The sequence below is a fragment of the Marivita geojedonensis genome (assembly GCF_002115805.1).
GTDB lineage: Bacteria > Pseudomonadota > Alphaproteobacteria > Rhodobacterales > Rhodobacteraceae > Marivita > Marivita geojedonensis.
The window spans coordinates 197011-210319 of record NZ_JFKC01000001.1 but is presented as its reverse complement, the minus strand read 5'-3'; the positions used below and the strand labels follow the sequence as shown (position 1 = coordinate 210319).

At 59.9% G+C, this 13309-nt stretch carries 16 protein-coding genes; 2 read left to right on the top strand and 14 right to left on the bottom strand.

The features are described from left to right. Position 1: 1 nt before the first annotated feature. A complete protein-coding gene (locus MGEO_RS01120) occupies positions 2–1126 on the bottom strand; it encodes an ABC transporter ATP-binding protein (RefSeq protein WP_085634850.1) in 1125 nt (374 codons plus the stop codon). Between the two features lie 58 nt (positions 1127–1184). Continuing rightward, positions 1185–2270 (bottom strand): polyamine ABC transporter substrate-binding protein, encoded by a 1086-nt coding sequence (locus MGEO_RS01115; RefSeq protein ID WP_085635232.1) that lies wholly within the window; start codon positions 2268–2270, stop codon positions 1185–1187. A 179-nt stretch (positions 2271–2449) separates the two neighbouring features. Between MGEO_RS01115 and MGEO_RS01110 the strand changes: the two genes are divergently transcribed. Next, entirely contained in the window at positions 2450–3121 is a 672-nt protein-coding gene (locus MGEO_RS01110; RefSeq protein ID WP_085634849.1) for a GntR family transcriptional regulator, read from the top strand. Between the two features lie 64 nt (positions 3122–3185). After that, positions 3186–4589, top strand: coding sequence for an aspartate aminotransferase family protein (locus MGEO_RS01105; RefSeq protein ID WP_085634848.1), 1404 nt, complete (start codon positions 3186–3188; stop codon positions 4587–4589). Positions 4590–4601: 12 nt separating this feature from the next. Here MGEO_RS01105 and MGEO_RS01100 read toward each other — a convergent pair whose 3' ends face one another. The 12 genes from MGEO_RS01100 to MGEO_RS01045 all read right to left on the bottom strand — a co-directional run bounded on the left by MGEO_RS01100 (position 4602) and on the right by MGEO_RS01045 (position 13307). Then, on the bottom strand, positions 4602–5372 hold the full coding sequence (locus MGEO_RS01100; protein ID WP_085634847.1) for an FCD domain-containing protein: 771 nt from the start codon (positions 5370–5372) through the stop codon (positions 4602–4604). Positions 5373–5430: 58 nt separating this feature from the next. After that, positions 5431–5877: a molybdenum cofactor biosynthesis protein MoaE gene (locus MGEO_RS01095; protein WP_085634846.1), complete on the bottom strand. Its 447-nt coding sequence runs from the start codon at positions 5875–5877 to the stop codon at positions 5431–5433. Between the two features lie 5 nt (positions 5878–5882). After that, complete coding sequence (gene moaD / locus MGEO_RS01090; protein ID WP_085634845.1) at positions 5883–6128, bottom strand: molybdopterin converting factor subunit 1; 246 nt, start codon at positions 6126–6128, stop codon at positions 5883–5885. 4 nt (positions 6129–6132) lie between these two features. After that, positions 6133–6792, bottom strand: a complete 660-nt coding sequence (pgsA, locus tag MGEO_RS01085) for a CDP-diacylglycerol--glycerol-3-phosphate 3-phosphatidyltransferase (RefSeq protein ID WP_085634844.1) — start codon at positions 6790–6792, stop codon at positions 6133–6135. Between the two features lie 127 nt (positions 6793–6919). Continuing rightward, complete coding sequence (gene recO / locus MGEO_RS01080; protein ID WP_085634843.1) at positions 6920–7657, bottom strand: DNA repair protein RecO; 738 nt, start codon at positions 7655–7657, stop codon at positions 6920–6922. 9 nt (positions 7658–7666) lie between these two features. Next, a complete protein-coding gene (locus tag MGEO_RS01075) occupies positions 7667–8005 on the bottom strand; it encodes a DUF1491 family protein (protein WP_085634842.1) in 339 nt (112 codons plus the stop codon). Beyond that, positions 7998–8906, bottom strand: coding sequence for a GTPase Era (gene era / locus MGEO_RS01070; protein ID WP_085635231.1), 909 nt, complete (start codon positions 8904–8906; stop codon positions 7998–8000). Before era ends, MGEO_RS01075 begins: the two co-directional genes overlap by 8 nt. A gap of 28 nt (positions 8907–8934) precedes the next feature. Further along, the gene (locus MGEO_RS01065) at positions 8935–9834 is read right to left on the bottom strand and encodes a DMT family transporter (protein ID WP_085634841.1); all 900 of its coding nucleotides are present in this window, start codon (positions 9832–9834) and stop codon (positions 8935–8937) included. Continuing rightward, positions 9831–10520, bottom strand: a complete 690-nt coding sequence (gene rnc / locus MGEO_RS01060) for a ribonuclease III (protein WP_085634840.1) — start codon at positions 10518–10520, stop codon at positions 9831–9833. The genes MGEO_RS01065 and rnc overlap by 4 nt, the downstream gene beginning before the upstream one ends. After that, complete coding sequence (gene lepB, locus MGEO_RS01055; RefSeq protein ID WP_085634839.1) at positions 10520–11356, bottom strand: signal peptidase I; 837 nt, start codon at positions 11354–11356, stop codon at positions 10520–10522. The genes rnc and lepB overlap by 1 nt, the downstream gene beginning before the upstream one ends. A gap of 71 nt (positions 11357–11427) precedes the next feature. Further along, positions 11428–11826, bottom strand: coding sequence for a holo-ACP synthase (gene acpS, locus MGEO_RS01050; protein WP_085634838.1), 399 nt, complete (start codon positions 11824–11826; stop codon positions 11428–11430). After that, positions 11823–13307, bottom strand: coding sequence for an alpha/beta hydrolase (locus tag MGEO_RS01045; RefSeq protein WP_085634837.1), 1485 nt, complete (start codon positions 13305–13307; stop codon positions 11823–11825). The genes acpS and MGEO_RS01045 overlap by 4 nt, the downstream gene beginning before the upstream one ends. Positions 13308–13309 lie beyond the last annotated feature (2 nt).

Genomic DNA, 13309 nt, shown 5'->3' with positions numbered 1-13309 from the left:
CTCAGCGCTCCAGAAGGACACCCGCGGTGTCGGTAAAGCTGATCCAGACCGGGTCTTCCCACGTAATCTGGCGTCGCGACAGGCGGCGCGTGTTTGCGGTCTGTGCCTTGATCACATGCCCGGTGGGCAGTTCAACGTGATAGGTCGAGATGTTGCCGAGATATGCGATATCGAGCACCTTGCCCTGAAGCTTGTTGGCAGCGTCCAGCGGCTCTTCCGTGCTGATGGCAACCTTTTCGGGGCGGATGGCGAAATGGATTTCCTGTCCGGCGTCAAACTTGGTGGTGGTTGTGCCGAGGATATCCGGCTGACCTTCGGCCCATTGGATTGCAACCTTCTCGCCAGTGGGTTTGGCGCGGCCCGAGATGATGTTCACATCGCCTATGAAATCCGCCACGTAAACGGAGTTTGGTGCTTCGTAGATTTGCGCCGGAGTCGCGACCTGAATGATGCGGCCTTCGTCCATGACGGCGACGCGGCTTGCCACGGTCATCGCCTCTTCCTGGTCGTGCGTCACGATCACGAATGTGGTGCCCGTCTTTTCCTGAATGTCCATCAGCTCGAACTGGGTATCCTGGCGCAGCTTCTTGTCGAGCGCGCCGAGAGGTTCATCCAGCAGGAGCAGTTTCGGGGCTTTGGCCAGCGATCGTGCGAGTGCCACGCGCTGGCGTTGGCCGCCGGAAATCTGGTGGGGTTTGCGCTTTGCAAACTTGCTGAGGCGGGTGAGGCGCAGCATCTCTTCGACGCGCGCATTTATCGCCTCTTTGTCCTTGCCTTCGCGCTTCAGTCCGAAGGCGATGTTGTCCCAGACAGACAGGTGCGGGAACAGAGCATAGGACTGGAACATCATGTTCACCGCACGCTTGTTCGGTGGGATCCGCGCCATGTCCTGACCGGCAATAAAGATCTGGCCTTCGCTTGGCATGTCGAAGCCGGCCAGCATGCGCATCATCGTAGTTTTGCCACATCCAGAGGGACCGAGCAGCGCAAAGAATTCCTTTTCGAAGATGTCCTGGGTCAGGTCGTCGATTGCGGTGAAGTCGCCGAACCGTTTCGTGACATTTCGAAACTGGATCAGCGGTTTTGCATCGGGGTCATTCCACGTGGCAAAGACTGGCTGGTTCATAAGGATATCCGAAAGAGAAAGCCCGCCCCGGTGACAGGGCGGGCGGGGACAAATCGGATCAGGTGCCCGATTTGATCTTTGTCCAGAGCCGTGTAACGGTCCGCTGCACGCGGGGGTCCCAAGGCGTCGTGGTGAAGAGGTTGTTTAGCGCTTCTTCCGACGGGTAGATCGCCGGATCGCCGATCACGTCTTCGATCAGGTAATCTTTGGACGCCGCATTGCCGTTGGCGTAGTACACATAGTTCGACGCTGCAGCCATGTTCTCGGCATCCATGATGAAGTTCAGGAACTTGTGCGCTGCATCCGGGTTCGGGGCATCGACCGGGATCGCCATCTGGTCGAACCACATCTGCGCACCTTCCTTGGGCGCATTATATGCCACTTCGACACCGTTGTCGGCCTCGGCCGCACGATCCCGCGCCTGAAGGATATCGCCGGACCAGCCGACAGCGACACAGATGTCGCCATTCGCCAGCGCGTTGATGTATTCGGACGAGTGGAATTTCTGGATATGCGGACGGATGGCCATGAAGACCGGCTCGGTCTTGGCGATCACGTCGGGATCATGGCTGTCCGGATTCTCACCGATATATTTCAGTGCGGCCGGGATCATCTCTGCCGGGGCGTCGAGCATGTGAACGCCACATTCCGCGAGCTTGGAGATATTGTCAGGGTTGAAAATCAGTTCCCAGCTGTCGATGGGCGCATCCGGTCCGAGGATTTCCTGAACCTTGCCGACATTCACACCGATGCCCGTGGTGCCCCACATGTAGTTGATCGAGTAATCGTTGCCGGGGTCGTACTGCGCAGTGCGCTGTTCGACCACGTCCCACATGTTTCCGAGGTTCGGCAGCTTCGACTTGTCGAGCTTCTGGAACGACCCTGCCTGAATCTGGCGCTGAAGGAAGGTTCCCGACGGGACAACCACGTCGTAGCCCGAGCCACCGGCCAGCATTTTGGTTTCAAGCAGTTCGTTGCTGTCGAACACGTCGTAGATGAGGTCGATCCCGGTTTCTTCCTCAAACTTCGTGAGCAGCTCTTCGTCGATATAGTCAGACCAGTTGTAGACGCGCACTTCTTCTGCATGGGCGAGTGAGGCCATAAGTGCGGCACCTGCGGTCATGGTCAGCAGATGGGTTTTCATGAAAGTCTCCCGTTGATCCCGGAGCGCTTGCGGCCCCGTGGATTTGAATTTGATCAAATCTTGCCCGATCTGGCAATAGCCGTCATGTTTCCATGTCAGGAATGAACGTGCAAGATGACTTGTCAGGGGCTGGCTTTCGGGCATTGTGCCTAAAGCGACAGCAGTTTGCGAGGAGTGGCATGGCCGGTCAAACATCCACATCGCCTGTTTCCGGGCCCATACGGTTGCCTGCGCATGAACTGGTGTACCGGGATCTGCGGGATCAGGTTCTGTTTGGGGAATTCGAGCCGGGCCAACCAGTGACGATCCAGGGGCTGACTGAGTCGATGGGTGTCGGGATGACTCCTGTGCGGGAGGCTCTGAGGCGGCTTACGGCGGAAGGGGCGCTTGAGTTTTTGGGCAACAGGCGAATCGCCGTTCCAGTGCTGGATTCCCGTGCGGTGGAAGAACTGACCGTTGCCCGAAAAGCTTTGGAGCCGGAACTGGCGCGGCGTGCTGCGCAGCGGGCAGGTGCAGAAGACGTTGCCCGACTCACTGCGATCGACGCGGCGCTGGACGATGCCATCCGACGCGGGGATGTGCATCGATATCTCGTGGAGAATCACCGTTTCCACGCTGATCTGAACGCGCTCGCGAATGCACCCATCCTGACTGAGATGGTGGATCGGCTCTGGCTGCGGTTCGGACCGTCGCTTCGAGTCGTCTGTGGTCAGTTCGGGACGCGGAATCTTCCGGATCTTCACAAGGATGTGCTTGCTGCGCTGGCCTCGCAGGATGGAGCGGCCGCAGCAGAGGCGATGGATGGCGACGTCACTCAGGGAATGGAGCAAATCCGTCAGGGCCTTGTCTGATTCGATTGACTTGAAATAATTTGATCATATTTTGGCGGCAACCTTTCTGAGAGGATCTGTCCCCATGGTTTCGATCACCAATCACATGCCGACTTCTGAACTTCAGGCGCTGGATGCGGCACATCACATGCATCCGTTCACTCACGGTTCCGGGTTGGCCGGCAAAGGCGCCCGCATCATAACGCGGGCCAATGGGGCATGGCTCACCGACAGTGATGGAAACAGGATCCTTGACGCGATGGCCGGGCTTTGGTGCGTGAATATCGGCTACGGTCGCAAGGAACTGGCACAGGCTGCAGCGCGCCAGATGGAAGAACTGCCCTACTACAACACGTTCTTCCAGACCACGCATGTGCCTGCGATCGCGCTCTCGAAAAAGCTGGCCGAACTGGCTCCGGAGGGCTTCAACCATACCTTCTTTGCAGGGTCGGGTTCAGAGGCGAATGACACCAACCTGCGGCTGGTGCGGACCTATTGGGCGGAAAAAGGTCAGCCCGAGCGGAATATCGTGATTTCCCGCTGGAACGCCTATCACGGGTCCTCTGTAGGGTCGGGCAGCCTGGGTGGCATGAAGGGTATGCACATGCAGGGTGGGCTGCCCATCCCGGACATTCATCATATCGACCAGCCGAACTGGTGGGCCGAAGGTGGCGACATGACCCCTGAAGAGTTCGGGTTGGAGCGTGCCCGCCAGCTCGAGGCGGCCATCGAAGAGCTTGGTCCCGAGCGGGTTGCCGCATTCATTGCCGAGCCCATCCAGGGGGCAGGTGGTGTTATTGTCCCGCCGGATACCTATTGGCCGGAGATCCAGCGCATCGTCGACAAATACGGCATCCTGCTGATTGCGGACGAAGTGATTTGTGGCTTTGGGCGTACCGGCAACTGGTTTGGAAGCCAGACGATGAACATCCGTCCGCACATCATGACGATCGCCAAGGGGCTGTCTTCGGGGTATCAGCCGATCGGTGGGTCCATCATCTGTGACGAAGTGGCTGAAGTGATCAACTCGATCGAATTCAACCATGGTTATACATATTCCGGCCACCCGGTGGCCTGTGCGGTGGCGCTGGAAAACCTGCGTATTCTCGACGAGGAAAAGATCGTCGAAAAAGTCGCCACGGAAACCGCGCCTTACCTCAAGGAAAAATTCGAAACGCTGACCGATCACCCGCTGGTGGGAGAGGCAAAGATCGTGGGCATGATGGGCTCGATCGCTCTGACGCCGGACAAGGCATCGCGCGCGGCTTTCGAAGCCGAAGCGGGCACCGTTGGTTTCATTTGTCGGGAACGGTGTTTCTCAAACAACCTCGTAATGCGCCATGTCGGCGACCGTATGATCATTTCGCCGCCTCTGGTCATTGCGAAAGACGAGATCGACACGCTGATCGAGCGCGCGTGGCAGTCGCTGGACGAATGTCACGCGCGGTTGAAGGACGAGGGTCTGATGAAGGCGCGTGTCGCCAGCTAGAACCCGAATATTTCAGCCTTTGGCCAAGGTGTGCTCGTAGCGTTTCTTGGCCACTTCCTCGTGCGCTTCGGCCTTTCGGTTGTCGGCAAGACAGGTCTCGACATAGGTCAGGTGATCCACCACCGCCTTGCGCGCGGCCTCCGGCTCGCGCGCCTGCAGCGCATCGTTGATGGCACGGTGCTGACCAAGCAGGGTGGCGCGGGTCGTGCGCTGGCGGAACATGATCTGGCGGTTGTAGAACACCCCTTCCCGCAAGAGCTGGTACATTGAGCGCATCATGTGCAGCATGATGACATTATGGCTCGCTTCGATGATCGACAGGTGAAACTCCGCGTCCAGCGCCGCTTCATCCGCAGGGTTCCTCTTTTTGTGCGCGGCCTCCATGCGCTCGTAGACGGTGTTGATGACCTTGAGATCCGTGTCTGACGCAAGACGCGCGGCCCGCTCGGCGGCCAGACCTTCCATGTCTTTTCGGAAAGACAGGTAATCGAACACGGCCTCGTCGTGATTGGCAAAAAGTTGGATCAGCGCATCGGAAAACGCGGACCCAAGCACGTCAGCAACGAAGACACCAGCGCCAGCACGGCTCACCAGCAATCCGCGCTCAGACAGATCCGCGATGGACTCGCGAAGCGATGGGCGCGAGACGTTCAAGCGCTCGGACAGCTCGCGTTCGGATGGCAAACGTTCGCCGGGGCGCAGGATGCCCTGCAAGATCAGCTTTTCGATCTGCCGTGTGACAGAGGTCGACAGCTTTTCGGGTGTGACGGGCTGAAAGGGCATGGGACTCGCTACCGCTGTGATTGGTCAAACGATATGACCGAAACAGGACCTGAGCAAGTTACCAGCGGTTCAGGGCGTCTTCGTCTTCATCTTTTGCGGCCACCCAGTCGGTCTTTCCGGTTCTCGCATGTTCTTTTTTCCAGAAAGGCGCGCGGGACTTGAGGTAGTCCATCAGAAACTCCGCCGCTTCGAACGCGTCCTTGCGGTGCGGCGCGGCGGTGGCGACCATCATGATTTTCTCGCCCGGCTCCATCCGACCGTATCGGTGTATCACGAGCGCGTCGCCAAGAGACCAGCGTGATACGGCTTCAGAGGCGATTTTTTCGAGCGCCTTCTGGGTCATCCCGGGGTAGTGCTCGATCTCCATTGCATCGAGCCCACCCTGCCCGAAATCCCGCACGACACCGGTGAAGGTGACAATTGCCCCCATGTCGTGACGCCCATTGGCAAAGGCTTCCGCCTCTTGGCCGAAATCGAACGGGGCCTCCTGAACGACGATCCGCATAAATGTCAGCCCCCTGTCATCGGGGGAAAAAACGCGACCTCGCGTGCGCCTTCGATCGAGGCGTCGAAATCGGTCAGCTCCTGATCCACAGCCACACGCAGGGCGCTCAGATCCGAAAACGCCAGTTCATACCGATCTTCCCGCGCGCGCAGTTCCGCCACCAGTTCCGCCACCGTTTTGGCTGTGGTCGTCACGGTTTCTTTCGGCAGCCCAATCCGTTCCCGGACCCACGCGAAATAGAGGACATCCATCTGCTCAATCCTTCAAAAAGGGCACCGCTTTGCGGAAATAATCCCAGCCGGTGATCAGTGTCAGAAAGGCTGCGACCCACAAAAGCACCAGACCGATATTGCCGGCCCAGACCATGCCTGCATGTTTCCACCAAAGCCCGTGCAGGTCTTCGATCTCACCCATCATCACGCCTTGGAATATCTCGGGACTCATCCCCATTGCAGACATACCAAGGTAGTGCTCAAACACGCCCTGCGCAAAAAGAACGGCGATGGCGATCATCTGGAGCGTGGTTTTCCATTTGGCCAACGGCGTCACCTTGAGTGTGCCGGCGGTGTCGCCAAGGAATTCGCGCAGGCCGGACACGAAGACTTCGCGGAACAGGATGAATGTCGCGGGCAGGACGAGCCAGGGCGACATGGAAGAGTATCCGACGATTACCATCAGGGCGATCACCACCATCGCCTTGTCAGCAATCGGGTCGAGCATGGCGCCCAACTTGCTTTCCTGTTTCCACGCGCGGGCGAGATAGCCGTCGAACCAATCGGTGATGGCTGCCAGAATGAACAGGATGAGGGCGAACCAGTCTGCGGCAGGGCGCGAGAAATAAAGAAACATCAATGCTACACCGGGCGCGGCGAGCAGGCGCAGGACAGTGAGGATGTTGGGCACCGTCATGTTCATGCCCTTTACCTATCCTGCTGGTCCGGGACTGAAAAGACGAGGTTTTGTCGATTGTCGCCCTTTGCCGCAGCCCGGCGTGATCTGGCCTTGGCGGCCACTCAAATGAAAGGTTGGGGAATGGGCGCGATCAGCGTGCCGTTGTTGCCCGCCTGCCAAGCAAATCGATATAGCGCGCGCGGGCCTGTGGCAGAGGCTTACCGACTTGCTCCATCGCAAGTTTGTGTTCAAGAAAATAGCCCGTTGTTCCCAAGGCGGTCACGATATCGGCGTCTTCTGCTTCGCCCTCTCCCCGAAGGACGCCCGGCAGAGGGAGCAGCCGGTCGGCCCAGTCTCCGGCGCCGGAAGCTGATACCGCGCGGCCTGATTTCGGAGACACAAAGACCAGGTCTTCCGTTGCGCCGGTCACCGCGCAGCAGGTCAGGTCGAGGCCATAGCCCAATTCGTCAAGCAGTGACGTTTCCCAGCGCAGATGTGCGAGTGGCCACAGATCGGGTTGATCCAACAGGTCGAGCAGCGTCTGCGTCCGCGCATAAAGTTCCGGGTGCGCCTCGCGTTCCGGCAGCACAAACGCCAGAACCGCCAACACGGCGTTGAGACCGGCGAGCATCGTTCGGTTCTGCAGGGCGATGGCGGCACGCGCGCGCTGCAATTCGACAGTGTAGCTGCCGATATGGTCTTCGAGCCGCGCCCGCCAAGTGAGGTCAAGCTGCGCTCCGGGTTGCAGGATCGGTGCCACCTTGCGCGAGGCACCTCCGCGTACCACGCCCGCATGGCGTCCGCGCTCTGGAGTGAACACATCGATGATCATGGCGCTTTCGCCATGTCGCCGACTGCTGAGAAGGATACCGGTGTCGCGCCAATCCATTCGGGGAGGCTAGCCCGATAACCCGTCTTCATCCAGCAGGTGACGTCCGGCACGGTCTTCGACTTCGATCACCCACAGATCGCTGTCGAAGCTGCGTTGCCGGTCAATGCTGGCGTCCACGTCCGCTTCGATGCCATCGGCCAACACCTGCCAGTTGCGCGCGCCGCTCATCAGATCGTACTGGCGCACGAAGGCCTTGGACTGCCCGTCGAGCGTGTTGAGTTTGACCAGCACTGCCCCGGCCGTGTCGTCGCCATGAGCGGTCACGAAAGCCGGAATGTCATGCAGGGCCAGACGGCGCAGATACGCCTGGACCCAAAAACCGCTGGCCAGTCGGGCCTCAGCCATTGCCGTCCTTGAAATCAAGTCCCATCTCGGAGTACCGCTCGGCCTCATCAAGCCATTTCTCGCGTACCTTCACCTGCACGAACAGGTGAATCCGACGCCCCAGAAATTCCTCGAGCTCTTCGCGCGCCGCCTTGCTGATCGCCTTGATCGTTTCGCCGCGATTGCCCAGCACGATTCCCTTGTGACCATCGCGGCTGACATAGACGACCTGATCGATACGGGCGGATCCGTCTTTGCGCTCTTCCCAGTTCCCGGTCTCGACGGTCAGCTGATAGGGCAGTTCCTGATGCAGACGAAGGGTCAGCTTTTCGCGGGTCATTTCGGCGGCGATCATCCGCAGTGGAAGGTCTGCGATCTGATCTTCGGGGTAGAGCCACGGCCCTTCCGGCAGTTCCTGAGCCAGCCATTTGCGCAGATCATCGACCCCATATCCCTTTTCGGCAGAAATCATGAAGCTTTGGGCAAACGGGAAGCGTTCATTCATCTCTTGTGAAAGAGCGAGCAGCTTGGGGGCCTCGACGCGGTCGATCTTGTTGATCGCAAGGGCTACCGGCCGTTTGCCTGCCACGTCTTCAAGGTTTGCGAGGATCGTTTTCACACCTTCCGTGATTCCGCGATGGGCTTCGATCAGGAGGACAATGATGTCGGCATCTGCGGCGCCACCCCATGCCGCCGCAACCATCGCCCGGTCAAGACGGCGGCGCGGTTTGAACAGGCCGGGGGTGTCGACGAAAACGATCTGGGCATCGCCTTCGATGGCAACCCCACGAATGCGGGCGCGTGTGGTCTGAACCTTGTGAGTGACAATCGACACTTTTGCCCCGACCATCGTGTTGGTCAGGGTCGACTTGCCCGCATTGGGCTCTCCGATCAGAGCGACGAAACCGGCGCGCGTTGTCATATCATTTTCCATATCCAGAAGCCCGGCGTCATACGCCAGAACGGGGCGCAGAGCCAGCCCTGTCTTTGCGCCCGCTGCGCATCAGAGTGTAGACGCCGCTCCCAACAATCAAGGCCGCTCCGATAAGGGTCACCGCATCGGGTCGTTCCCCGAACAGAACGAATGCGAATACCAGCGCGATCAGAAGCCGCGCATAGCGAAAAGGCGCCACGACCGATACTTCGCCGGTGCGCATGGATTTGGTCAGAGCGCTGTAACCGACCAGACCCGCAAGGCCAGTGCCGAGCAATAGTGACAACGCAGGAATCGTGGGCGCCGAGGGTGGAGCCGTTTCGAACAGCGTGATCACGACCCCGGCGATAAAGACCATGAGAAAGCCAAGGATGCCCAATTGCGTTGCGGAAACCTCGGGGGGACTTGCGCGCGTCATCAGATCCCGCCCGGCAAAACCGATCATGCCAAGCACGGCAAAGATTGCCGTTGCATCGAAACCCGAGGGCGTGGGCCGCAAGATCATCAAAACCCCGGCAAAGCCGATCATCATGGCCACCCAGCGCCGCGGGCCGACCTTTTCTTTCAGGACGAGTGCCGCTCCGAGCGTCACGACCAGAGGTGCAGCCTGAAGGATGGACGAAGTTGTCGACAGGGGAGCAAAGGCTAGGCTGAGGGCAAAGAACAATCGCCCAAGGATTTCGAAAGCTGAGCGGATCAGCAGCGGCCCTTCGATATACGCACGGCGCAGGATCGGCTCCCTCGTCCACAGGGCGTAGAGCAGGAAGAACGCGGTTCCGAACGTGCCAAACAGGATTGTGCCCAGTCCTGCTGAAACGCCACCTGTGGCCGTTGCGGCCTTGAAAAACGCATCCTCAACCGCGAAGCCGAGCATGGCCAGAACCATGAACAGGCTGCCGCGCAGGTTGTCGTTCAAGATCCGCTCTTTTCGAGTAACGACAGCAGGGACTTTGCCGCTGCCTGCTCTGCCTGCCGCTTTGACCCGGCACGCGCCTCTGCGGACTGTCCGTCTTCGAGTTTGACGGCGATGACGAAAACCGGGGCGTGATCCGGTCCGTCGCGGGACACTTCGATGTAGCTGGGGGGTGGCATCCCGCGAGCCTGTGCCCATTCCTGAAGGGCCGTCTTGGCATCGCGGGCGTCTTCTTTGACGGTTCCGATCCTGTCGCCCCAGAGGCGCAGTACCAGCTCTTTGGCGGCACCGAACCCGCCGTCGAGATACACGGCAGCGATCACGGCTTCCATCGCATCGCCAAGCAGCGCCTGCTTGCGGCGCCCCCCGGACATCATTTCCGACCGTCCGAGTTTCAGCGCCGCTCCGAGATCGATCTGTCGCGCCACGTCGGCGCAGGTTTCCTTGCGCACAAGCGCATTGAAGCGGGGCGCAAGCTGGCCTTCAGTAGCAGTCTTGTCTTCGGCCAGCAAAGCCTCAGCCATGACCAGTCCGAGAACGCGGTCGCCCAGAAACTCAAGCCTCTGATTGTCCGTCCGGTTCGCACCGGACCGCGAGGAATGAGTGACCGCGCGCACCAGCAGTTCGGGGCGTTCGAACCGATGCCCCAAGCGCTGCGACAGCGCCTGAAGGTCAGCCGAGAGTTTCACTATTCGATCTTCTCGAAGAAGCGGTCGCTGCGCCATGTCCAGAAAAAGAGCATGGATGATCCTGCCGAAGAGAACATGACACGGTTCGCTTTGCCGACCAGATTTTCGAACGGTACGAAGCCCACGCCCCCGGCCACGTTTGGTACGCGGCTGTCCGAGGAGTTGTCGCGATTGTCGCCCATCATGAAGTAATGGCCTTCCGGAACGGTGTAGACAGGCGTGTTGTCAGAGCCCTGATTGCCGATGTTCAGGATCGAATGGGTCGTGCCGCCGGGAAGCGTTTCGAGAAAGCGCTCCTTCACGCATGTTCCGCCGGTTCCGACCGGTCCATTTGAACACCGGGGACGCAGTCCCTGCGGGCCCTGAGGTGCGGCGGTTTCCTCGAATGCCGGCTGCGGCTCGAGTTGGACGCTTTCGCCATTGATGTGGAGAACACCGCGGATCATCTGCACTTCATCGCCGGGAAGGCCCACCACGCGCTTGATGAAGTCGCGCCCGGTCACCGGATGGCGGAAGACCGCGACATCACCGCGTTCGGGCTCAGAGCCGAAAAGACGGCTGTTGTCGCCATCGGCCCAGCCGCAGAGGTCTTTCGCGTCGATGTCGATGCCGAAGTTCGGCAGGTAGAGTGACGGGCAGGACGCATAGGAATAGCCGTAGGACATCTTGTTGACGAAGAGGAAGTCCCCGATCAGCAGAGTGTCTTTCATGGAGCCTGATGGAATCCAGAACGGCTGGAAAAACAGGGTGCGGAATACTCCGGCGATCAGGAGCGCATAGACGATGGTTTTGATCGTCTCGACGATCCCGCCGCTTTTCTTGGATTCAGACGCCATGTTCCTGCCTTCTGCTCGGTTGTCCCGCGCTACATGAGCGGGGGCGGCGCGGGTGTCAAGCCAAGCGCCTGTTACTTGGGCCGTGCCTCGATCAGCACGGTGGCCTGTGCCCATGGGTGATCGTCGGTCAGGGTCACGTGAATGATCGCCTCATGGCCCGGCGGAGTGAGGTCGTCGAGCCGTTTCTTGGCCCATCCCGTGACCTCCATGATCGGTTGTCCGGTGTGCAGGTTGCGCACCGACATGTCTTTCCATGCGATGCCCATACGCAGCCCTGTGCCAAGCGCCTTGGAACAGGCCTCCTTGGCGGCCCAGCGTTTGGCATAGGTGCCGGCCACATCTCGGCGTCGCTCGGCCTTGCGCTGTTCGATCTCTGTGAAAACGCGGTTGCGGAAGCGGTCGCCGAACCGATCAAGCGTGGCGGCAATGCGCTCAATATTGGCCAGATCGGTTCCGATGCCGATGATCATGTTCCACCTCCTGCCACCGCGAACATAGGAAAGCTGACACCCAGCGCCCACGCGAGGATGATCCCAAGTGCTATCCCGGCCAGCAATGGCCCGGCGCGTTTGCCGAAGGCGCGGCCCATTGCACCGTGGACGAAGAAAAACAGAATGATCACTGGCGCAATGATCAGCAAAAAGAACAATCCTTCGAGGTCGAGCGCCACCGCGATTCCCAATGAGACCAAGAGCGCCACGCGCGCTGCGATGCGCCGCCAGAGCGGTGCTTTCCAAACCAGTTGTGCGTCAGCGACCATGAATGGGATCGCGCCGATGACCAAGGCTGCGATGATGGGCAGGCGTTCTTCGATGGGAAAGAAGTTCGCGCCGTATCGGTCCAATGCAAATCCGAACACGCCGATGCCCCAAGCAAGAAGCGCCACAAGCGCCAGTGTAAAGGGCACAATTCCGGTCCAGCCAAGAGTAAATGGCCCCCAAAGCCAGCGCTGCATGGTGAGGCTGAGCAAGCCGAATACACCTAGATGGATGGCAAGGTAATCGGCCACGAGCACCGGTAAGACGCCAAAATCCAGAGGCAGCGCGAGGAAGGGTGTCAGAACGGCGGGAACAATTAGAGTGCCGAGAAAGCGAAGCACGCCGGGTTGGTGGCTGGGGGGCAACGGGGCTTCAGGCACGACAAGCCGCACCAGAAGCGAGGCAAGAACGGTGATGGACGCCATCAGGGCAAGGAACGCCCAGCCGGTTGGCGGTGCGGATGCCATCATGTCACGGTCATAGGCGCGGTTCAGCCAGTCGAGCGCTGCAAGACGTCCGGCGCGGGATTGCAAGATGGCGACATGTTCGGACCAGGGTGCGATGATCGCGGCGCGGATCACGTTGCCCTGTTGCACGGTCTCGCCTTCCTGTGCGTCCGGATCGACCATCTGCACAGCATCGACGCCGAACTCCCGCAGATGCGGTTCCCATTGGCCGGAAATCAGGAGCATGTCTTTCGGCTGGTCCGCCGTTACCGCCTGCGAAAAGGCTGAGAGCAGGACAAGCGGTCCGGTGTCCGTCTCCATTGCAACGCGGATCAGCACGTCCGTTGCCATCGAATGACCCAGAAGGGCGACAGGTGTGCCATCCGCCACATCGTCGATTACTGCGCGGGTCTGGTCCATGAGAAGGCGGGTTGTGCCTTCAATCCGAGTCACATCTCCCGACATCGGCTCCGGATGCGCACCGTGGCCCTCAAAGTCGAACATGTGCACACGGTATCCCGCCTGCGCGAGTGTCAGGCCATAGCCCTGCATCATCTCGCGTGATCCGGCGAAGCCATGGGCGATCACCACGTTCGGCCCATCCGCGCCGTCCCGCGCGAGCGTGGTCACGGGCGTGGGGCCTACGGACCTGTCCGTAAACGTCACCCCGGTTCGCGCGACTTCGAGCACGAGGATCGAAAGACCCGCAATCAGGATCGCCAGGTAGGTCAGGAGCGGACGGGCCATAC